Origin of the sequence: Thalassospira sp. HF15 (genome assembly GCF_011806525.1) — a bacterium.
GTDB lineage: Bacteria > Pseudomonadota > Alphaproteobacteria > Rhodospirillales > Thalassospiraceae > Thalassospira.
In genome coordinates this window covers 105438-126180 of sequence record NZ_JAAVKI010000002.1, presented here as the reverse complement: position 1 = coordinate 126180, position 20743 = coordinate 105438, and the positions used below count along the sequence as shown (strand labels likewise).

The 20743-nt window shown below is 55.5% G+C and carries 19 protein-coding genes; 7 read left to right on the top strand and 12 right to left on the bottom strand.

What is annotated here, in order from left to right; all coding sequences use genetic code 11:
• Positions 1-20: 20 nt before the first annotated feature.
• The 3 genes from HED22_RS04110 to HED22_RS04100 form a co-directional block, all read right to left on the bottom strand.
• Entirely contained in the window at positions 21-773 is a 753-nt protein-coding gene (locus HED22_RS04110; RefSeq protein ID WP_167719382.1) for a hypothetical protein, read from the bottom strand.
• A gap of 99 nt (positions 774-872) precedes the next feature.
• Complete coding sequence (locus HED22_RS04105; protein WP_044830159.1) at positions 873-1598, bottom strand: LrgB family protein; 726 nt, start codon at positions 1596-1598, stop codon at positions 873-875.
• The gene (locus HED22_RS04100) at positions 1595-1963 is read right to left on the bottom strand and encodes a CidA/LrgA family protein (RefSeq protein WP_167719379.1); all 369 of its coding nucleotides are present in this window, start codon (positions 1961-1963) and stop codon (positions 1595-1597) included. Before HED22_RS04100 ends, HED22_RS04105 begins: the two co-directional genes overlap by 4 nt.
• Before the next feature lie 252 nt (positions 1964-2215).
• On the opposite strand from HED22_RS04100, the gene HED22_RS04095 reads away from it, so the two are divergent.
• Entirely contained in the window at positions 2216-2896 is a 681-nt protein-coding gene (locus HED22_RS04095) for a DUF5343 domain-containing protein (protein WP_167719378.1), read from the top strand.
• A gap of 427 nt (positions 2897-3323) precedes the next feature.
• Here the strand turns inward: HED22_RS04095 and arsC are convergent, their stop codons facing one another.
• Positions 3324-3659 (bottom strand): arsenate reductase (glutaredoxin), encoded by a 336-nt coding sequence (arsC, locus tag HED22_RS04090; protein ID WP_167719375.1) that lies wholly within the window; start codon positions 3657-3659, stop codon positions 3324-3326.
• 69 nt (positions 3660-3728) lie between these two features.
• Complete coding sequence (locus tag HED22_RS04085) at positions 3729-4442, bottom strand: regulatory protein RecX (RefSeq protein ID WP_167719372.1); 714 nt, start codon at positions 4440-4442, stop codon at positions 3729-3731.
• Positions 4443-4536: 94 nt separating this feature from the next.
• Between HED22_RS04085 and HED22_RS04080 the strand changes: the two genes are divergently transcribed.
• The 6 genes from HED22_RS04080 (at position 4537) to HED22_RS19630 (ending at position 10796) form a co-directional block, all read left to right on the top strand.
• Positions 4537-5346 carry an ABC transporter permease gene (locus HED22_RS04080; protein ID WP_167719369.1) on the top strand — a complete coding sequence of 270 codons (810 nt, stop codon included), beginning with the start codon at positions 4537-4539 and terminating at the stop codon, positions 5344-5346.
• Positions 5347-5577: 231 nt separating this feature from the next.
• The gene (locus HED22_RS04075; protein ID WP_167720359.1) at positions 5578-6735 is read left to right on the top strand and encodes an aspartate aminotransferase family protein; all 1158 of its coding nucleotides are present in this window, start codon (positions 5578-5580) and stop codon (positions 6733-6735) included.
• Between the two features lie 33 nt (positions 6736-6768).
• A complete protein-coding gene (argF, locus tag HED22_RS04070) occupies positions 6769-7686 on the top strand; it encodes an ornithine carbamoyltransferase (RefSeq protein ID WP_167719365.1) in 918 nt (305 codons plus the stop codon).
• A gap of 152 nt (positions 7687-7838) precedes the next feature.
• On the top strand, positions 7839-8810 hold the full coding sequence (locus HED22_RS04065) for an Hsp33 family molecular chaperone HslO (RefSeq protein WP_167719362.1): 972 nt from the start codon (positions 7839-7841) through the stop codon (positions 8808-8810).
• 125 nt (positions 8811-8935) lie between these two features.
• Positions 8936-9532 (top strand): hypothetical protein, encoded by a 597-nt coding sequence (locus tag HED22_RS04060; RefSeq protein WP_167719360.1) that lies wholly within the window; start codon positions 8936-8938, stop codon positions 9530-9532.
• A gap of 139 nt (positions 9533-9671) precedes the next feature.
• The gene (locus HED22_RS19630) at positions 9672-10796 is read left to right on the top strand and encodes an AraC family transcriptional regulator (protein ID WP_167719357.1); all 1125 of its coding nucleotides are present in this window, start codon (positions 9672-9674) and stop codon (positions 10794-10796) included.
• On the opposite strand, the gene HED22_RS04050 is transcribed toward HED22_RS19630, so the two are convergent.
• The 7 genes from HED22_RS04050 to acs form a co-directional block, all read right to left on the bottom strand.
• Complete coding sequence (locus HED22_RS04050; protein ID WP_167719354.1) at positions 10756-11832, bottom strand: alpha/beta fold hydrolase; 1077 nt, start codon at positions 11830-11832, stop codon at positions 10756-10758. The two genes, HED22_RS19630 and HED22_RS04050, sit on opposite strands and share 41 nt — an antisense overlap.
• 86 nt (positions 11833-11918) lie before the next feature.
• A complete protein-coding gene (locus tag HED22_RS04045) occupies positions 11919-12236 on the bottom strand; it encodes a hypothetical protein (protein WP_167719351.1) in 318 nt (105 codons plus the stop codon).
• Positions 12237-12250: 14 nt separating this feature from the next.
• Entirely contained in the window at positions 12251-13105 is an 855-nt protein-coding gene (locus HED22_RS04040) for a universal stress protein (RefSeq protein WP_167719347.1), read from the bottom strand.
• A 17-nt stretch (positions 13106-13122) separates the two neighbouring features.
• Positions 13123-14613, bottom strand: a complete 1491-nt coding sequence (locus tag HED22_RS04035; RefSeq protein ID WP_167719344.1) for a SulP family inorganic anion transporter — start codon at positions 14611-14613, stop codon at positions 13123-13125.
• Between the two features lie 311 nt (positions 14614-14924).
• On the bottom strand, positions 14925-17090 hold the full coding sequence (locus tag HED22_RS04030; RefSeq protein WP_167719341.1) for a methyl-accepting chemotaxis protein: 2166 nt from the start codon (positions 17088-17090) through the stop codon (positions 14925-14927).
• A gap of 184 nt (positions 17091-17274) precedes the next feature.
• The gene (locus HED22_RS04025) at positions 17275-18357 is read right to left on the bottom strand and encodes a tartrate dehydrogenase (protein ID WP_167719337.1); all 1083 of its coding nucleotides are present in this window, start codon (positions 18355-18357) and stop codon (positions 17275-17277) included.
• A 217-nt stretch (positions 18358-18574) separates the two neighbouring features.
• Entirely contained in the window at positions 18575-20518 is a 1944-nt protein-coding gene (gene acs / locus HED22_RS04020; RefSeq protein ID WP_167719334.1) for an acetate--CoA ligase, read from the bottom strand.
• Positions 20519-20743: the final 225 nt, after the last annotated feature.

Below are 20743 nucleotides of genomic sequence, written 5' to 3'. Positions count from 1 at the left end.
GAGTTCCATATTGGGCTTCGTCAGGCGTAACCAAAAAACTTGAACAGCTCGGTTTCTGCGGGGAGCTCTACCTTATCGATGTCAGGGAATTCCTTACGCCAAATTTCTTTGGCGTAATAATTGCGGTAATATGCGGAATCCTTGCCAGCTTCCTTGGTCGACTTGGTCAGTTCCTGAAAGTTCTTGGCTGGATTTTTCAGGTGCGGACGCAGTCGCTCGAAAACACCTTCCTGATCGGTGACAAAATCCTCGAACTTGATGATCGTATAGCCGATACCTTGTGCGTCGAGCTTTCCCATCAGATCTTGGTAAGACCGGAGTTTTTCGACATAAAGATCAAGCGGCTTGAAGGTTTTGCCGTTTAGGTTGTCGCGAATCACCGTTTGCCAGTCCATTTTGGCGAAAGCGACCAGGTTGTCCGGTTTGGGTGTCAGGATGTGATAGGGCTTCTGGAACAGGCCGATCAGCCATGAAAGCGGGTGGCGCGTCGTGAACACGAAATGGGCATCAGCGGTGATGGTGCTTGTGTCAAAGTAGGTTGCAGCGTGTTTCCATTGCTCGAGAATCGGGCGGCCTTTGAAGGCCGCGTCGATCAACTGTTCGGACCCCTTTTTTGAAATGCCCAGTTTCATCATTATCGCAAGGTTCTTGCGCGCGTCCGGGGAAATTTCGGCCAGAACGCTTGGATAAACGATAGAGCCGGAATTACCGCGAATAACCGAAATCAGGGCGTTGGTGCCGGTGTTGCGTTCGCCAAACACCTTGATGTTCATGTCCGTTTCCTTGCGTCATGTGTCGGTTGTTGCGGTTCTTAAAGTTGGCCAGTTGCAAGCATTCCGGTTTTAAAGAAGTCTTTCAAGGATGATGGTGATTTATCCGAATATCCAGTGCCAGAGAAACGGAATGGTCAGCGCGGTGGCCAGTGTATTGAGGCCCATGGCAAGGCCCGAAAAGGCGCCAGCCGTTTCATTGACCTGAAAGGCGCGCGCCGTTCCGATGCCATGCGATGCCACACCCATGGCGAAACCGCGTGCGCGCCAGTCCTTAAGACGTGCCATATTCATCACCATCGGACCAAGGGTCGCGCCGACAATGCCGGTGGCGATCACGCAAACAGCGGTCAGGGCCGGGACACCACCAATGTTTTCGGCGATCCCCATGGCGACCGGGGTGGTGACCGATTTCGGGGCCAAAGATGCCAGCGTTTCAGGACTTGCCCCCAATGCCCAGGCAAGGATCACGGTGCTGGCACTTGCGACCAGTGACCCGAACAGAACCCCAAAGGCAATGACGGGAAGCGCACGTTTAAGCGTTTCGGTCTGGCGAAATAGCGGCACGGCCAGTGCCACGGTTGCCGGACCTAACAGGAAGTGGACGAACTGCGCCCCTTCGAAATAGGTCGCATAGGGTGTACCGGTCACTTTAAGCAGCATCGCAATCAGGGCAATGGCGATGACCACCGGATTGCAGATCGGGTTGCGGTCGCTTTTCTGATACAGCCAGAAACCGATGGCATAGGCGACAAGGGTAATGGTGAGACCTGTGAGGGGTTTGGCCGACAGGTAAACCCAAAGCTGGGTGATATCGGTTTCGTTCATTGCCCATCCTCCAGACGTTCGCCCGGTTTGGCTTTGGGCAGCAGTTTGGACATCAAGAACGCGGTCAGAACCATGGTCAACAGGGTGGAGATGACAAGTGCGGCCGTAATCGGCAGCCAATCACCCTTGAGGCGATCCATCTGGGTCACGACCCCGACCCCGGCGGGGACAAACAGCAACGAGAAATGGATCAGCAGATTATCGGCCGCATCGGTCAGCACCTTGGGTGGTTTGCGTTTGATCAGAAGACCGATAAACAGCAAGACCAGTCCAATCACCGGACCGGGTACCGGCAGATCAAACAGTTCCGAAACCACTTCGCCAAAGAGCTGGCAAACAAGAATCAGGGCAAAAGCAGCAATCATCAACAACCTCCCCACAGGTGCATGCGTATTTTTCTGCGCAAGGCATAATACGTCTGGAGGCGTTCTACCTTTGTTAATTATGAAAAACGCCCGTGCCGATGCGGCACAAAACTTATTTCGGCATAATACTTTTCAGAGAAAGCAAAAGATATTTCGCCGAATTTCGAATCAATTTGATTTGTGTGTGGCGATTTGGTATTTAGGACAGAGCCACACATAAAACAATCATGGTGATTTATGGGCGATTCTCAGGTGTCAAAGTCTGCTCCGTATGCCACATTTTCTTCTTTCGTCAACTTTTCCAATAAGTTGCGAGAAGATGGTGTTCCCAATAGGATAGACAAGACTGTTTTCGGAGCCGCATCCGGAAGCGTTATTTATAGCACAATATCTGCGCTGAAATCGTTGGACTTGATCGACGAAAACGGAATCCCTTCAAAACAATTTGTCGAGTTCGTCAATGCCTCTGACGAGGATCGAAAGCAAATACTGAGGGATATTCTACGAGTTGGCTATTCATCGCTGTGGGATAGTTCAATTGATCTAGAAACTGCCACTGCCGGCCAGTTCGATGAGCACCTACGTGAAGTATATGACGTTAAAGGCTCTACAGTAGATAAGTCAGCTGCATTTTTCATCTCTGCAGCAAACTTTGCGGAGGTTCCGCTATCTTCGCATTTGAAGGCACGCAAACCAATTGCGTCTTCGTCGTCTTCTAGAAAAAGTTCCAAACAGAGAAAAAAGAACAATGGCAACGATCTAAAAGCAGAGAACGAGTTGCCAATTCAACCTCCTGCTCCAGCAAAGCCGTTGGAACATCAGTTGGTTGATCTAATGACTGAAGATGACTTGGACGCTGATGTCAAAGACGCAATTTGGAAGTTGGTTCAGTACCTAACTGCCAAAAGAGCAAAAAGTAATGGTTTTGATTAGAGAATTTGCGCCACGGAATCTGCTTGGCGGCCGTTCCGTGGCGCTTGAACCGCTAACATATGGAGGTCGGCAAGGACCGTTATGCCTTTGGTTTTAAAAGCTCAACATTAGCATCCATTTTGGTTCAGAAGCCCAAGATTGGATACCGTATCAAGCCTTCGGCAAGCATTGTGCATGCCTTAAGTGCCCATTAATTATGCACTTTTTCTTGCCGATTTCAATTCAATTCCGTCAATAAGGAATTTGTTGATGCAAGAAAGCCGTGTTTTCGTGCGAGCCTATGAGCGTTTCCGTTTCGGACATCGCGAGTATGTTTGCGCACATACGCGTCGCTGGCCTCGCCAGTTGACGTTTAACTTCTAAAAGTCTTGGAAGGTGGGGCCGCCCCACCTTCCGCCAAATGTCGGCGGCACTCCAAGCCTCAGCGTTACAAAATTTCCAGAACGTTTTCCGGTGGACGACCGAGAACAGCCTTGTTGCCATTGACCACAATCGGGCGTTCAAGCGCGCGCGGATGGGCGCACAGGGATTCGATCAGTTCATCACCGCGCAGATCGGCAATGCCTTCTTCGCGGGCTTCTTTCTTGCGCAGGATGTCTTCGGGTTTCATGCCGAGCATATCGAGAATTTCGCCAAGTTCCTGCGGGGTCGGCGGGGTATCGAGATAGGCGATGACATCGGGCGTAATGCCCTGTTCTTCGATCAGGGCCAGGGTCTGGCGCGATTTCGAGCAGCGCGGATTGTGGTAGATGCGGACCATCATGATGGGGTCTCCGATCAATAAGTGTCAGGATGTCATTGCCTTAAGTGATACCCGGCTTTGGGGGCGCAATCAAATCCCGTCAATCATCGACAGCAGGTCCTCGAGTTCCTCGATCTCGCTATTGATGATGCGGGTTGCGGTGTCATAGCCAAAGCCCTGGCGGGCGAGGGCAGCCATATCCTTGTCGCGTTTTTCTTCGCGAATATCGGGTCTTCGCCACGGGCCAAGACGGCGACGCCGCGCATAGGCGGCCGCCGCGGCAATGTTGGGATCGGTGCCACGCACTTCCTCAAAGGCCGCGTCTTCGGCCTCGGCGCGAAGTTCGCTGAGTGCGGTATCAATCTGGTCGCTTGCGATGCCGCGCGATGACAGATCAGCGGCAATCACACGAAGGGCCTTGCCCCGGCGGAGCAACGATCGCGCCCGTCCCTTGGCATAGGCATCGTCATTGATGAAGCCTGCCTTTTCGCAGGCAGACAGAACCGAATTCATCCATTCGACAGCTTCGTCCGGGTCGGTGCCATATTCGGCAACAGACAGGCGGATTTTGCCGCGCATCAGTTTTTCTAGCCGGGCGCGTGAGGCGGCAAAGCGTTCAAGATACCAGGTGGCATAATTCATCAGATAGTCACGGGTGACCTTGCGCGGGCGTTTGGGTTCGCGCGGGGTTTTGGCGTTTTTGCCGTTTTGGGCCTTGGCACTGGCAAAACGGGCATTGCCGCCGGGCTTTTTTTGCGCGCCAGATGCTACTGTTTCCGGGCTTTGACGCTGTTTATCGATCATATCAGCCGTGATGAATGAATACGCACCCTTGCAAGGATGCCCCTACTCTCCCTATTTTACGCGCAATTGTCTGCATTTTTCCGAAGGAAATTCCATGAACGAGTCAGAGCAACGTGCTCTTGCCCCGCGTCATATGGGGGCTGTGAACTGGCTTGGACTTTGGACACTTTATGCCAAAGAAGTCCGTCGGTTCCTGAATGTGTATCTGCAAACCGTTGCAGCACCCGTTGTCACCAGCCTGCTGTTTCTGGCTGTTTTCTTACTCGCCCTTGGGCGTGCGGTTGAAACGGTTAACGGCATTTCGTTTGCCACCTTCCTTGCACCGGGTCTTGTGATGATGACCATGGTGCAAAACGCGTTTGCCAACTCATCAAGCTCGATCACGATTGCCAAGGTACAGGGCAATATTGTCGATGTTTTGATGCCGCCACTGTCGGCTGGTGAAATGGTTGCCGGTTTTGCCTTTGGCGCGGTGACGCGCGGAATGATGGTTGGTCTGGTGACCGCCGTTTTCATGTCCTTCTTTGTCGAGGTCGGCATCCATAATATCTGGGCGATCCTGTATTTCGGCATTTCGGCATCGCTGATGCTGGCCCTTTTGGGGATTGCTGGTGGCGTCTGGGCGGAGAAGTTTGACCATATCGCGGTTGTGACCAACTTTGTCGTCACCCCGTTATCCTTCCTGTCAGGCACGTTTTACAGTGCGGAAAGCCTGCCGGAAGCCGGCCAGGTTCTGGTGCATTTCAACCCGTTCTTCTACATGATTGACGGGTTCCGCTATGGCTTTACCGGGATTTCGGATGGCACGATCATGACCGGGGTCGTCGTCCTTGCGGCGGTCAATGCAGCACTTTGGCTGCTGTGCTATCGCATGATCAAAACGGGTTACAAGCTTAAGGCATAGTCCCGGACCCGATAGCCAAACCAAAAAGGACGGTATCCTGATATGGATGCCGTCCTTTTTCATTTTGATGACCATTTTAGAATCCGGAACGTACGTGCTTTTGCGGCGTTGACAGGGGGTATGAATCTCTTGATACTCCTCGGCTTCCCGGTATTCTGCTGGACCCTGACCAATTGGTCAGGAATTTGATTTTTACCCGAAATAAGGAATAAAGAAGTGATTACTCCCGTCATGCCGACCTACGCGCGGGCCGATCTGGCCTTTGAGAAAGGTGAAGGACCTTATCTCTATGCGCAGGACGGCCGACGATTCCTTGATTTCGGGTCGGGCATTGCCGTCAATACGCTGGGGCATTCGCACCCGCATCTGGTTGAAAAACTGACCGAGCAGGTTGGCAAGCTTTGGCATACGTCGAACCTGTATCAGATGCCCGGTCAGGAAAAGCTGGCCAAGCGGCTGGTTGCCAACAGCTTTGCCGATGCGGTGTTTTTCTGTAACTCGGGTGCCGAGGCCAATGAGGCCGGCATCAAGATGCTGCGGCGTTATCAGCATGTGTCGGGCAATCCGGAAAAGAACCGTATTCTGGTGGCGACCAATGCGTTTCATGGCAGAACGCTTGGCACCCTGACCGCAGGCTATAGCGAGAAATACCGCGAAGGTTTCGGTCCGATGCCTGATGGCTTTGACCGGGTGGCGTTTGGCAACCTTAATGAATTGCGCAATGCGATCACGCCCAATACCGGCGGGATCATCCTTGAGCCGATTCAGGGGGAAGGTGGCATTTGCCGTCCGCCGGAAGGGTATCTTGAAGGGGTGCGCAAGGCGGCCGATGAATTCGGCATGCTGGTGATGTTCGACGAGGTCCAGACGGGCATTGGCCGGACAGGCAAGCTGTTTGCCTATCAGTGGTCGGATATGGAGCCTGATATCATTTCCTCGGCCAAGGGGCTTGGCGGGGGCTTCCCGATCGGGGCGTTGCTGGCCAATGAAAAGGCAGCAGCTGCCTTTACGCCGGGCATGCATGGCACGACATTTGGCGGTAACCAGCTGGCGACAGCGGCGGCCAATGCGGTGCTGGACGAGGTCCTGAAACCCGGTTTCATGGATCATGTTCTGGAAATGAGCCGCCTGATCCAGGATGGCCTTGAGGTGATTGAACGCAAGCACCCGGGCTTTATCGAAGAAGTACGTGGCATGGGCCTGCTGTTGGGGATGAAAACCAAACCGGCCAATGTTGATGTTGTTGCCAAGCTGCGTGAGCACAATCTTTTGACGGTGCCGGCCGGCGACAATGTGGTGCGTATCATACCGCCACTGAACATCACCAAAGCCCATGTTGACGAAGCGCTGGTTGCCATTGATGCAGCCGCAGCAGCCCTTTGCAAGTAACCTGCAAATAAGGGCGCGTAAGGAAGATTTATGATGACTGATATTCGCCATTTTCTCGATCTCGACAAAATGTCGGCAAGCGACCTTCAAGACATTCTCGCCCTTGGCGACTCTGAAAAGGCCGGGAACGCGCCGTTTGGTGCCAAGCCGCTTGCGGGCAAGACGCTGGCGCTGATTTTTGAAAAACCATCGACCCGTACGCGGGTGTCATTTGAAGTCGGCATGCGCCAACTTGGCGGTGACGTGGTGACCCTTGATGCCGACAGCAGTCAGCTTGGCCGTGGGGAAACCATTGCCGATACGGCGCGCGTTCTGTCACGCTTTGTCGATGCGATCATGATCCGGACCACCGATGAATCCAAACTGCACGAACTGGCGGAATATGCCACCGTGCCGGTGATCAATGGGCTTACCGATCAGAGCCACCCGTGCCAGATCATGGCCGATCTGATGACCATCAAGGAACACAAGGGCAAGCTTGAAGGCCTTAAGTTTGCCTGGGTTGGGGATGGCAATAACGTCTCGGCCTCGTTCATTCATGCATCGCCGAAATTCGGCTTTGCGCTGGATATGGCCTGCCCGGTTGGCTATCGCCCCAATCAGGGTCTGATTGAAACCGCCAATGCCGAAGGCGGCAACGTGCGTCTGACCGATATGGACAGCGCGTTGGCCGGTGCCGATGTGGTGGTGACCGATTGCTGGGTCTCGATGGGCGATGAAGATTACGACGCCCGCATGGCGGCGCTTTCGCCCTATCAGATCAACGAAAAAACCATGGCACAGGCCAAGGATGATGCGATCTTCATGCATTGCCTGCCGGCCCACCGGAACGAGGAAGTCACCGACGCGGTGATTGACGGGCCGCAGTCGGTTGTGTTTGACGAGGCGGAAAACCGCCTGCATGCGCAAAAGGGCGTTCTGCTTTATTGCCTGAATGGCTTGCCATCCTGAACCTTGTGATTAAATAAGGTTTTGTGCATTCGTAAGGGGCGGCTTTGGCTGCCCCTTTTGCCATGCGGTCGGGTGATGGTTTGAATCGCCTCGACAATGCGGGGTCGGTGTTGTTATACGGCCCCCAACCTTTGAAATACCGGAAAGCGAACATGCAGATTGCTGTCGATTTTTGCCAGCCCTTCACGCTGGATCATTCCAATATCCGTGGCCGCTTCACGCGCCTGGGCCCGACGGTGCAGACCATCATCGGGCAGCACACCTATCCGCCGCTTGCCAATCACTTGCTGGGCGAGATCATCGGCCTTGCGGTGCTGTTGTCATCGTCGCTGAAATATGAAGGCCTGTTTACCCTTCAGACGTCGTCCGACGGGCCGATCAGCATGCTGGTGGTTGATGTCGACAGCGATGGCAATGTGCGTGCCTGCTTGCGCGTGGATGAAGAGCGCCTCAATACCATGATTGCCGAGGAAGAAGGCGGCGAAGATGCCCTTCGTGGTCAGGTTCTGAAACTGATGGGGCGGGGGCATATCGCCTTTACGGTCGATCAGGGTGACGAGCATGATCGCTATCAGGGGATTGTGTCGCTTGAGGGCGAGACGCTCGCGCAATGTGCCGAGGCTTATTTCCGTCAGTCCGAACAGCTTGAAACATCGTTCAAGATCGAAGTCCATCGCGGCGAGACCGCAGATGACTGGTGGGTTGGTGGCTTGTTCCTGCAAAAGATGCCGGTCAGCGCATCAGGCGATGCCGCCACCCCGGAAGAGGCCGAAAAGGTTGCCGAGGACTGGAACCGTTCGACCATCCTGATGGCCAGTGCAACCGAGACCGAGCTTGTTGATATTTCGCTTTCGGCCCATGACCTGATCTGGCGTTTGTTCCATGACGAGGAACCGCGCGTGTTTGATCAGACCGAGCTTCGGTTCAAATGCCGTTGCTCGCGCGAGAAGATCGAGGGTGCGCTTGTGACCTATCCGCTGGAGGAGCTTCTGTCGATGCGCGAGGACGATACCGGCGAGGTCGGCGTGTCGTGCCAGTTCTGCAACACGCGATACGGCTTTAACGAGGCTGATTTGCGCCAGCTTAAGGCTGACGCGCCCGAAGAAGGGTCGCCGAAAATCTGATAGCGGCAAGGCGCATTGCTGTGACCCGCATCGTCACAGCCTTGCCTTAATCCTAAAGCAACGTCACCATGGCACTTATCCGCCGTGGTGGCGTTGTTTTTTTATAAGCAAAGGAGATCGAAGACATGACGGTTTTGTCCATCAAGGGCCTGCGGGCCGTCGTTGCCGGGGCGGCACTTGCGCTGATGACAGCCTGTACGAGTGGCCCGGTCGCGACCTATCCCGATGTGACATGGCGCCATCTTGATCCGATTGTCTTTGCTGCCGGTCCGATTGAAAAACTTGCGGCCTGGTCGGATAACGCCGAAGGATCGATCCAGTCATCCTTGCCGTTCAATCTTGGCCGCATGGCAATGAACTGGCCCGATGACCGCATCCAGACCGCCGGCACCAGTGATATGCTGCGTTATAGCGTGACCGAAGCCTCAGTGACCTCGAACGCACTTAAAACCACTAAGGGCATCAAGGGTGTGTTTACCGATGATCAGTCCGACAAGATTGATCTGAAGGTGGCCGCAAAGCTTGAATTGCTGGATGCCAATGGCGTGCAAAAGGGTGAAGTAAGTGCGATGGCCGAACGGTCGCGCACCCTTCCGGAATCCATGTCAGTGGCAGAGCGCGAACAGGCGATTTACGACGAAACCACAGCCCTTCTGATGGATCTGGATCGCGAACTGGAACGCCAGATCAACAATAATCTGGGACGTTTCCTGCTGCACTGATCGGTTTCGCAACATACTTTAAGATCCAAAGACTGCGACGGGAGATAGATCGTCGCAGTCTTTTTTTGTTGCCTGCCTCGGCGACACGCGGGACAAACATAAGGTTACCTGTGCCAGTTTCCAGATTGTGCCGAGCCTTATGTTTGAAATCCCGTTGCCGTTTGTTGTTGCCTTGTTGCTGGCGATTTTGCTGGTGCGGTTGATCCTGCGCGGACCGGGCGGGCAAATCGGTCGGAGCCTGCGGATCTTTGTGGCGGCCAGTTTGGCGCTGGTGGTGATGGTCGGGTTGCGCTGGCAGTTTGACCTGATGGTTTTCCGGTTCTTGCGGCCGCTATGTGCCGCGATGCTGCCGCCGATTGCCTGGATGTGCTTTGCCGCACTCGGAGCGCAGGAAAAATTACGATCCAGATGGACGTGGATGCATATTATTCCGGTTTTAATCATTTTTATCGCCAGTGTGACCTGGAGTAGATGGCATATTCCGGTCGATTTCCTGATTTCGGTGCAATTTTCCGGATATGGTATTGCGTTGATGGTTCTGGCCAGCCGCGGCGAAGACCATTTTGCGCAGGCACGGCTGGGCGATGTCGGATCGGTTCGGGGCATTGTTGCCGTGGTTGGCGGGGCGCTGATCTTTTCGGCCTTGGTCGACGGGTTGATTGCCCTTGATTTTCGCAACACCCAGGGCACGCACGCAGCCGCCATTGTCGGGTACGGCCAATTGGTTGTTCTGGTCGTGCTGGCGATCCTGATGACGCGGTTGGGGCGGTTAAGCCCGCAGTCTGTAACCTCGGACGGCACCGGGACAGCACCGGCACAAGATCATGATCGTCAGGCAGATCAGGATATCGGGGAGGATGATGCGATCCTTGCCGCCATTGATGATGTCGTGATCGGACAGCATTTATATCGCGACCCTGATCTGACATTGGATCGGCTGGCACGCCGTGCGGTGATCCCGGCACGGCAGATTTCCGGGGCAATTAACCGCCGGTTTGGCCGCAATGTGTCACAGGTGGTCAATGAATACCGGATTGCCGAGGCGCAAAGCCTGCTGCGAAAAACGGAAAAGCCGGTAACCGAAATCATGTTCGAATGTGGTTTTCAGACCAAATCGAACTTTAACCGCGAATTTTTGCGCGTCACCGGTATGGGGCCACGGGCATATCGCACCGCGGACCCACATCCCGATGAGCGGCAATCAGATCAGCCGTTTGGTCCGATCAGGAAGCTGTTTTCACAGAACGCAGGAAGTCGAGAATAAGGGTGATGGTCTGTTGATGCAGGTCTGATCGATCCGTTGCATCATCGCCGTCGAGGCAAATGATGCCATCGCCGGGAACCTCGTTTTCAAGCAGTATCGCGGCATTTGGTTTGCATTGGGGCAGGAAGCTGAAATGCGCGGCACCGGGCAGGTCATGATATTGGGTCAAGTCGCGCCGCATGAATTCGATCAAATAGCCCGATTCAAGTTCCATGGGGATTTTCGGATTGGGCGCACCGGCGGCAATGACCAGAACCGGGATGTTGATGGCAGCCAGACTTTCCGGGGTGAACCCACGGGCAAGCCCAAGATCAAGCGAGATCGCAGCACGAATGCGGTTGTCCTTAAGGTCGTTGGCAAGCTTTGCGCGTTCCGCAGGCACGCGACCCACTTCAAGTTCCGTGATGCCATCACAGGCGGCGAGTTCTGGATGCTGTTTGCATTCGCGATCCATGCGGTCCATGTCGAGGCGCGCACCGGCAAGCTCAAGCGCTGTCCACCCGCCCAGCGAATGACCAATCACCGTGATGTTGGCCGCGTCCAGATGGGGCGACCATGCCGGGTCATCGGTAAGCGATGTGATCAGGTGGCTGATATCGCGTGGACGGAGCCATAATGCCGATCCGACTTCGGCGGTGAGATCGCGGCTGGTGGTGCCGGGGTGATTGATGGCGGCAACCACATAGCCCGCCCGGGCAAGGGCCACGGCAAGCCATCCCTGATTGCGCCAGTTGCCACCAAAGCCGTGCGACATCACAACCAATGGATGGCGTCCGTCCTGAATGCTGGCATCAGGCTGCACGATCTGACCGAAAAAGATCGGGTTTTCGCCGATGCGTGTTGGCGGGTTTGTATCCGCCGTCGGATACCAGATCGCACCGGCCAAGGCGCGGTCGTTGTCATTGGCGGCGATGGTGAGTTCTCGGAAGCCAGCGGCAGGGGTGTTCTGCGATGCATGTGACGGGAAGGAAATGACAAGAACGGCCAGAATGGCAAAAGCCGTCAGGGCAAAATTGGTTGGGGCAAAACGCAGCATGTTTGGGTCCTTTGTACAAATCAAATCATGCGATGAGCTTTACCGGTCAGGTGTCGTTTGGCGTCCTAGATCGCGATCAAGGACGTTTAGAGCAGTTTCCGTTTAGATCGAACCGTTTCGCTGGAGGCATTCTTCTGTCCTGCAAGGAAAGGATCACCGAGCGTAGCGGTGCTACGTTCAAGATCCTTGACGCTGCGGGGCAGAAGAATGTCCCGGCCCGAAGGGTTCGGTTTGGCGATGTTTTGCGGCGTTACACCGCTTGAACGATGCTCCGCATCGCCCTTGCGCGCTGTGCCTTGCCAAACAATTCGCCAAACACGAACAAAACGCTTCGATCTAAACGGAAACTGCTCTAAGGCATAAAAAAGCCCCGGCCGATGGCCGGGGCTTGGTATTTGATCCATGATCAGGATACGTTTTAGCGGAACATCATCACCGGCACATGGCAGGACCGCACCATTTCGGTGGTGGTGCTGCCGATGATCAGGTTGCGGATGCGCGAATGGCCGTAGGCGCCCATGACCAGAATATCGATGTTTTCCGCTTCGATCTTGTCCTTGATGACCTCTTCGGGTTCGCCCGGAACGATACCGGCATCAACCTCGTAGCCTGCCTTGCGCAGGATGGTGGCGGCTTCATCAAGTTTTTCCTGCAGCGAGCTGGTCGGCTTTCCAACCGACAGCAGCGTGCAGGGCAGGCCGGTAAACAGCTTGCCCTGTGCGATATGGCGCACCGCCTTCATCGCACTTTCGCCGCCATCAAAGGCAATCAGGAACTTGTTGATCGGTTTGAACGCGCGCGATGCGACAAGGATCGGTTTTTTGGCCGCACGGACCACACGTTCAAGGTTCGAACCAAGATGCAGCTTGGCAAAGTCGGCGGCTTCCCCGCGTTTGCCGACAAGGATCAGATCGGCATCGCCTTCGAACTCGGCAATGGTTTCGATCAGATCGCCATGGCGCAGCTTGGTGGTGACGGTTTCAAGGCCCTTGTCGGTCAGGCCGGTTTTGGCTTCTTCAAGCAGAAGACGACCGCGTTTGAGTTCGAGCTTGTTTTTCTGCTCGTCGAGATCAGCCAGTTCCTTGAGCAGGGCCGAACGGGCACCGAGTTTGAGATTGCCGCTCAGATCTGCCGGTTCGGAATCGGTGTTGCGCCGCCCCAGAACATGGAGCAGTTCGACCGAGGCCTCGGTACGCTCTGCCACCCAGCGGGTCAGGTCGCATACACTTTGCGAATAGCCTGATCCGTCAATCAGTGCGATCAGATGTGTCATGGATCGTTCCCCTGTTCCTAGTGGCCCATCAGGCGTTCAAGCGCGCCGGGCTTATCGTGGATGGCCAGTTTATCGACGATTGTCTCGCTGGCTTCATTGAGACCGATCAATTCAACCTCGGCCCCTTCACGGCGGAATTTGAGCACGACCATATCAAGGGCTGCAACACTTGAAATGTCCCATATATGTGCGTGGCTGACATCAATCGTGACCTTGTCGAGTGCTTCGCGGAAATCAAAGGCCTTGGTGAAATCTTCGACCGAGGCAAAGAAGATCTGGCCGCGCACTTCATAGGTACGATGCGTGCTGTCCTCAGACAGCGTGCTGGTAACGCGGAAAATCTGCGCGATCTTCCAGGCAAAGAAAATGCCCGACAGCAACACACCGACCAGAACGCCGATTGCGAGATTGTGCGAGCCAACCACCGTGATCACGGTCGCCAGCATGACAATCGATGAGCTGCGCGGATGGTCCTTGAGGTCCTTGATCGACGACCAGCTGAATGTGCCGATGGAGACCATGATCATGATGGCAACAAGGGCGGCCATCGGAATGATCGCCACCAGATCGCCCAGCACGACAATCAGGATCAGAAGGAAAATCCCGGCCAGGAAGGTCGACAGACGGCAACGACCGCCCGATTTCACGTTGATCACCGACTGGCCGATCATCGCGCAACCGGCCATACCGCCAATGAAGCCGGTAAAGAAGTTGGCGATCCCCTGACCATAGCATTCGCGCGTACGGTTCGAACTGGTATCGGTCAGATCATCAACGATCTGGGCCGTCATCAGACTTTCAAGAAGACCCACAGCCGCAACCGCTGCCGAGTAGGGCAGGATGATCAGGAAGGTATCAAGGTTGAGCGGTACATCCGGGAAATAGATCGCCGGGAAGGCATCGGGCAGCGCGCCCATATCGCCCACCGTGCGCAGATCGGCATCAATAAACAGCGACAGACCGGTCAGAACGACGATGCAAATCAGCGGAGACGGGATAACCTTGGTGATGCGCGGGAACAGATAGATGATGGCAAGGCCGCCTGCGACCATCACATAGGTCATATAGCTGACATTGGTCAGTTCGGGCAGCTGGGCCATGAAGATCAGAATGGCCAGCGCGTTGACAAACCCGGTCATCACCGATTTGGAAACAAAGCGCATCAATGAGCCAAGACGCAGCGCACCTGCCAGCATCTGAAGGACGCCGGCCAGCACGGTAGCGGCGAGCAGATAATCCAGCCCGTGTTCACGCACAAGCGATCCCATCAGAACCGCGGTGGCGGCGGTGGCGGCCGAAATCATGCCCGGACGGCCGCCAAAGATGGCGGTGATCACGGCAATCGAGAAGGAGGCATAAAGCCCGACCTTCGGATCAACACCCGCAATGATGGAAAAGGCAATGGCCTCTGGGATCAGGGCCAGCGCAACGACAAGGCCCGAAAGCACATCGGCGCGAATGTTGCCAAGCCATTCAGCCCGCAAACGCGGCAAAAAATCGCTATTCACAGAAAGTCTCCGTCTCGGTCAAGCCCGACTTTGCACCCGACTTTGCAATGGGTTGTCCCCCGGGCTGAAATGTCATCAGGTGGTCAACTTGATCCCGTCAGCCGGAAATTCAGCGACAGGTCTCCCCAAGACCATCCTGTTCGTTGCTGCATCGCAGCAGGCTGTACCTATACCAATTTAAAGATCGGCACAACCGTGACACGGATGTGCCGGGGCTTTTTGGTCATGGACGCGCGGGCAAAAAAACTGCCGGGAACGGAAGTCCCGGCAGGTGCAGTCTGGCGGAGGCCACATAACTTTTGCGCATACGGTTATCCGGCGGCGCGGTCGTCGGTCTGTATGGCTGCGAGGAACTGGTCGATCTCGTTGCGCAGATTTTCTGCCTGCACCGAGAGTTCATTTGCCGCATTGGTCACATCGTCGGTCGCGTTTTCACTTTTGCAGGCGGCACTTTGAACGCCATTGATGCTATCGAGGACGTCGCGCGTGCCCTGTGCGGTGTCGCGGGCGCGCATCGCAATGTTGTTGGTGGCCTCGTCCTGCTGGGTTACGGCCCGGGCAACCGTATTGGAGATCGTGTTGATTTCGTCAATGACTTCGGAAATATCGCGCATGGCGGTAACGGATTCCCGGGTTGCTTCCTGAATTTCTAGGATCTGTTCGCTGATTTCGCCAGTCGCACGGCTGGTTTGGGCGGCAAGGTTTTTGACTTCGTTGGCAACCACAGCAAAGCCTTTGCCGGCTTCGCCCGCCCGCGCGGCCTCGATGGTGGCATTAAGCGCAAGCAGATTGGTCTGGGATGCAATGTCACTGATCAGCGTGATGACTTCGCCGATTTTGACTGTGCTTTCCGACAGGCTTTGCACCAGTCGGTTGCTATGTTCTGTCCGTGTCACAGCCCCTTGGGCAATTGTGCTTGATGTATGAACGTGATCGCCGATTTCCTTGACCGAGGACGAAAGCTGGGTTGCTGCACTGGCAACGGAATTGATGTTGTCAGCGGCACGTTCGACAATTGTCACGACACCGCTTGCAAGACGGGTGGTATCGGATACAGCGTCTGACATGACATTGGCGGTATTGCCCATCGATTCAGACGCGTGGCAAATCGCCTGGACCACATTATCTGCGCGGGTGCGGAAGGTGTCGACCGCATCGGCGACCGCGTTGGCGCGGGCAAGTTTTTCGCGGTTTTCCTCTTCGCGCTGACGGGTCAGGCGATCATTTTCCAGCAAGCTTTGCTTGAAGTTGCCCAAGGCCTGCATGATTTTGGCGATGGCATTGTTGCCCTTTGTGTCCGGGATGTCCGCATCAAGCTGGCCGGCCGCGAGTTTTTCCATCATGCAGACCGCGTGGGTAAGTGGCCCTGTGATGCCACGTCCAAGCAACCAGCCAACAATGGTGGCGATGGCGGCAACAATGACAAGGATCAGCAAGGATGCGTTGCGCATATTGATCGTCGGTGCGAACACTTCATCGGCAGAAACTGTCGCAAGAAGGGCCAGCCGGGATCCGAGAATTTCAAGCGGGGTATATGCCGAAACCACCTCTGCCCCGTCGAAATCATCAACCGTCATTGTGCCGGTCTGACCCGCAAGTGCGAGGTTGACGGGGGTTGCCTTGATTTCACGCGAGAGGCTGGTTGGTTCGGTCATCAGGCGGGTGTCATTACGCATCAAGCCGTCTTTACCCACCAGATAGGTGTCGCCGGTTTCGCCAAGACCCTGGGCAGCTTGCAATGTGCTGTTGATCCGATCAACCGTGATACGCACCGCCATGACCCCGATCAGGTTCGATCCGGCTTCATCGTAAACCGGCGCGGCCATAAAGGCCGAAGGTTTGCCGTCTGCAAGGTCATAGTGGGTGAAATCGACGAAACTGACGGTGCCGGGTTTTGCATCACGGGCGGTGGCAAAGACCTTTCCCAGACCGGATCGGGCATAGGTGTCCTTGGATAAATCGACGGAAAAGTCGTCGGTCTTGGAGACACTGTACAGGACACTTCCCTGTGCGCCGATCAGATAGATATCGCCGTAGGATCGTTCGCGGCGCAACTGTCGCAGCCAGGGATGATATTGTTTGTGAATGTCTGAATAGGTCGACCCGTCCGGTGCCTGATCAAGCATGTCACGTTCGGCGGCACTATGAGGATTCTGATCAATATAGAGATGTTGCAATGTGGCCATCGCATTGCTGCCCAGATCAGACCAGGCGAAATCAAAGATGGTGATCGACTGGCGCAAGGCGGGGCTGGACGATTGTAAAACCAGATCCTGTTCGATGGATCGGAAATAACCATCAAGCTCGCTTTGACGGGCACTGACAACGGCGGAAAGTTTTTCGGTGGCACCCATATTCAGGGCATCGCGCGCAATCAGATAACTCGAAAGGGCGGTGGCCGCCGCAGCGATGATTGCCAAAATGGCGATTGTGGTCGGGATGACGCGACGCAAAGATATAGATGCAAGGAACGACACCTGACCCTCCTGACCAATTTTTGGAATGAGTGTTCAATTACTCAGTAATGCAAAAAATTGGTCCGGCGAATTCAAATAAGTGTGTTTCGGTTGTGATCCTTTGTATGGGTCAAGCGACAAATGCCTGATCCCTGCTTTAACGGGATCAGGCATCTATGTGGCCGGATTTTTGATCGACGCGAAATCAGGCGTTGTCGCGAAGCGCCTTGGCGATCGCCGTGCCGCAGGTGACGGTGTCGGCCTTGCCGCCGAGGTCGGCGGTGCGCAGGTTTTCATCGAGCAGGACGGCTTCAATCGCGCGCATGATGGCGTCATGGGCATCGGTGTGGCCCAAATGATCAAGCATCATCGCGCCTGACCAGATTTGACCGATGGGGTTGGCAATTCCCTTGCCCGCGATATCGGGGGCAGAACCGTGCACCGGCTCAAACAGGGACGGGAATTTGCGTTCCGGGTTGATGTTGCCCGATGGCGCGATGCCGATTGTGCCGGTACAGGCCGGGCCAAGGTCAGACAGGATATCGCCAAACAGGTTCGAGGCCACGACGACGTCAAAGCGATCAGGGTTCATGACGAACTGGGCGGTCAGAATATCGATATGATATTTGTCCCAGGTGACGTCGGGATAGTTTTTTGCCATTTCGATCACACGTTCATCCCAATAGGGCATGGTGATCGAAATGCCGTTCGATTTGGTCGCCGAGGTCACATGTTTGCGCGGGCGTTTCTGGGCCAGCTCGAACGCGTATTTCAGGATGCGGTCAATGCCGGTCCGCGACATGACGGTTTCCTGAATGACGATTTCGCGATCCGTGCCGGGATACATTTTGCCCCCGACCGAGGAATATTCCCCTTCGGTATTTTCGCGCACGACATAGAAATCGATATCACCCGGTTTGCGACCCGCAAGGGGTGAGGGCACACCAGGCATCAGTTTGGCCGGGCGCAAATTGACATATTGGTCAAAGTCGCGCCGGAACATGATCAGTGATCCCCACAGCGAAATGTGGTCGGGCACGGTATCGGGCCAGCCAACGGCGCCAAAGAAGATCGCATCGTGGGGTTCGATCTGTTCGCGCCAGTCATCGGGCATCATCTGGCCGTGCTTTTGATAGTAGTCGCACGAACCGAATTCGAACTCGTTGAAGGTCAGGTTGAGGTCAAAAACCTCTGCTGCGGCCTTAAGCACGCGAATGCCTTCTGGCATGACCTCTGTCCCGATGCCGTCGCCGGCGATGACTGCGATTTTGTGGGTGGGGCGTGTCACGGTGGTGTCCTCCGCTGAAGGGTCTTTTGGGGTGGCTTTTTGGTTTGGTGATTATTGCGTTGATACGACTTTACGTCGAGCCCCGGAAGCGATCCGCATTACAGCCGGCAAACAAGAAAGGCCCCTGCAAAGCAGGAGCCTTTCCCTGTAAGGGTATCCCGGCGACGCGAAGCCGCCGGAATTGGGTCGTTCAACAGTCGCTCTTGGCGATTCTGTTTTAGCGATTTTGGCGGTTGTCGATCAGATCATCGACAACGCCCGGATCGGCCAGGGTCGAGGTGTCGCCAAGCTGATCATATTCGTTGGCAGCAATCTTGCGCAGGATACGGCGCATGATTTTGCCCGAACGGGTTTTCGGCAGACCCGGCGACCATTGCAGGAAGTCCGGGCTTGCAATCGGGCCGATTTCCTTACGGACCCATTTGACCAGTTCCATGCGAAGCTCTTCGGTCGGTTCTTCACCGGCATTGAGCGTCACATAGGCATAGATGCCCTGACCCTTGATGTCGTGCGGGACGCCAACCACGGCAGCCTCGGCCACCTTGGCATGGGCAACCAGTGCGCTTTCGACTTCGGCGGTGCCCATACGGTGACCCGATACGTTGATCACGTCATCGACACGACCGGTAATCCAGTAGTAGCCATCTTCGTCACGACGGGCACCGTCACCGGTGGTGTAGACGTTGGCAAACGTGCTGAAGTAGGTCTGGATGAAGCGTTCATGGTCGCCATAAACCGTACGCATCTGACCCGGCCAGCTGTCCTTGATCACAAGGTTGCCGTCGGTCGGACCCGAGAGTTCCTTGCCTTCGTTGTCAAGAAGGGCCGGCTGAACACCAAAGAACGGCAGGGTTGCCGAACCCGGTTTAAGGTCGGTCGCGCCCGGCAGCGGTGAAATCAGGATGCCGCCGGTTTCGGTCTGCCACCAGGTATCAACAATCGGACAGTTCCGTTTGCCGACATGCTCGTAATACCATTCCCAGGCTTCCGGGTTGATCGGCTCGCCGACCGAACCAAGGATGCGAAGGGATGACAGATCGGCCTTGTTCACGAAGCTTTCGCCTTCGCGCATCAGGGCACGGATCGCGGTCGGTGCGGTGTAGAAGATGTTGACCTTGTGCTTTTCGCAGACCTGCCAGAAGCGCGATGCGTCCGGGTAGCTCGGCACACCTTCAAACATCAGGGTCGTCGCACCATTGGCCAGCGGGCCATAAACGATATAGCTGTGGCCGGTGACCCAGCCGACATCGGCCGTGCACCAGTAAATGTCGCCTTCATGATAGTCGAAGACATATTCATGGGTCATCGAGGCGTAAACGAGATAGCCACCCGAGGTGTGCAGAACACCCTTCGGCTTACCGGTCGAGCCCGAGGTGTAAAGAACGAACAGCGGGTCTTCGGCGTTGACTTCGGTCGGCGGGCAGTCGGTGGATGCTGCTTCGCAGACTTCGTGATACCAGACGTCGCGCGCATCGTTCCAGGCAACGTCCTTGCCGGTATGCTTGACGACGACCATCTTTTCGACCGACTTGACGCCCGGATGAGACAGGGCTTCATCCGCATTGCGTTTCAGCGGCACCGAACGGCCGCCACGCAGACCTTCGTCCGAGGTGATGACGACTTTCGCACCACAATCCTCGACACGGCCGGCCAGTGCTTCGGGCGAGAAGCCGCCAAAGACGATGGAGTGGATCGCACCGATACGCGCACATGCCAGCATGGCAACAGCGGCTTCGGGGATCATCGGCAGATAAATGACAACGCGATCACCCTTGGCAACGCCCATCGATTTCAGCGCATTGGCGAAACGGCAGGTGCGCTCGTAGAGATCGCGGTAGGTGATGTGTTCGGAGACGTTGGGATCATCGCCCTCGAAAATGATGGCGGTCTGATCGCCGCGCTTTTCAAGGTGACGGTCAAGGCAGTTGGCCGCAACGTTCAGCGTGCCGTCTTCGTACCACTTGATGTAGAGGTCCTTGGCATCGTAGCTGACGTTCTTGACGGTGCTGTAAGGTTTGATCCAGTCAATGCGTTTGCCATGTTCGCCCCAGAAGCCTTCCGGATCCTCGACCGACTGTTTGTACATGGCGTCGTATTTGGACTTGTCGATCAGGGCGCCCTTTGCGATGTCGCCAGGTACGGGATAAACGTTCGCAGACATATGTGGCCTCTTGTTCGTTTCCTGTGTCACTAGGTCGGCACCGGGGCGTTTTGATGCCTTTTCAAGAGGGGCTCGAAAAGGCATCCGTCCGATGCAGTAATTTCGTTGCGGTTCAGAACCTGCCCTGCCGCCCTGCCCGGCCTGATTGTTTCTGGCGGACTTGGGGATGGCAAAGTCGGACCTGTCGCTTGCGCCCTATGCTAGTGCGCAGAGAGTAGGGAGGGA

Bases quoted from the DNA above. Each gene is read 5' to 3' on its own strand.
- arsC (WP_167719375.1), bottom strand. From the start codon at position 3,659: ATGATGGTCCGCATCTACCACAATCCGCGCTGCTCGAAATCGCGCCAG.
- HED22_RS04075 (WP_167720359.1), top strand. From the start codon at position 5,578: ATGCCGACCTACGCGCGGGCCGATCTGGCCTTTGAGAAAGGTGAAGGA.
- HED22_RS04100 (WP_167719379.1), bottom strand. From the start codon at position 1,963: ATGATTGCTGCTTTTGCCCTGATTCTTGTTTGCCAGCTCTTTGGCGAA.
- HED22_RS04040 (WP_167719347.1), bottom strand. From the start codon at position 13,105: ATGACACATCTGATCGCACTGATTGACGGATCAGGCTATTCGCAAAGT.
- HED22_RS04060 (WP_167719360.1), top strand. From the start codon at position 8,936: ATGACGGTTTTGTCCATCAAGGGCCTGCGGGCCGTCGTTGCCGGGGCG.
- HED22_RS04110 (WP_167719382.1), bottom strand. From the start codon at position 773: ATGAACATCAAGGTGTTTGGCGAACGCAACACCGGCACCAACGCCCTG.
- HED22_RS04045 (WP_167719351.1), bottom strand. From the start codon at position 12,236: ATGGATCAAATACCAAGCCCCGGCCATCGGCCGGGGCTTTTTTATGCC.
- HED22_RS04080 (WP_167719369.1), top strand. From the start codon at position 4,537: ATGAACGAGTCAGAGCAACGTGCTCTTGCCCCGCGTCATATGGGGGCT.
- acs (WP_167719334.1), bottom strand. From the start codon at position 20,518: ATGTCTGCGAACGTTTATCCCGTACCTGGCGACATCGCAAAGGGCGCC.
- argF (WP_167719365.1), top strand. From the start codon at position 6,769: ATGACTGATATTCGCCATTTTCTCGATCTCGACAAAATGTCGGCAAGC.
- HED22_RS04105 (WP_044830159.1), bottom strand. From the start codon at position 1,598: ATGAACGAAACCGATATCACCCAGCTTTGGGTTTACCTGTCGGCCAAA.
- HED22_RS04085 (WP_167719372.1), bottom strand. From the start codon at position 4,442: ATGATCGATAAACAGCGTCAAAGCCCGGAAACAGTAGCATCTGGCGCG.
- HED22_RS04065 (WP_167719362.1), top strand. From the start codon at position 7,839: ATGCAGATTGCTGTCGATTTTTGCCAGCCCTTCACGCTGGATCATTCC.
- HED22_RS19630 (WP_167719357.1), top strand. From the start codon at position 9,672: ATGTTTGAAATCCCGTTGCCGTTTGTTGTTGCCTTGTTGCTGGCGATT.
- HED22_RS04050 (WP_167719354.1), bottom strand. From the start codon at position 11,832: ATGCTGCGTTTTGCCCCAACCAATTTTGCCCTGACGGCTTTTGCCATT.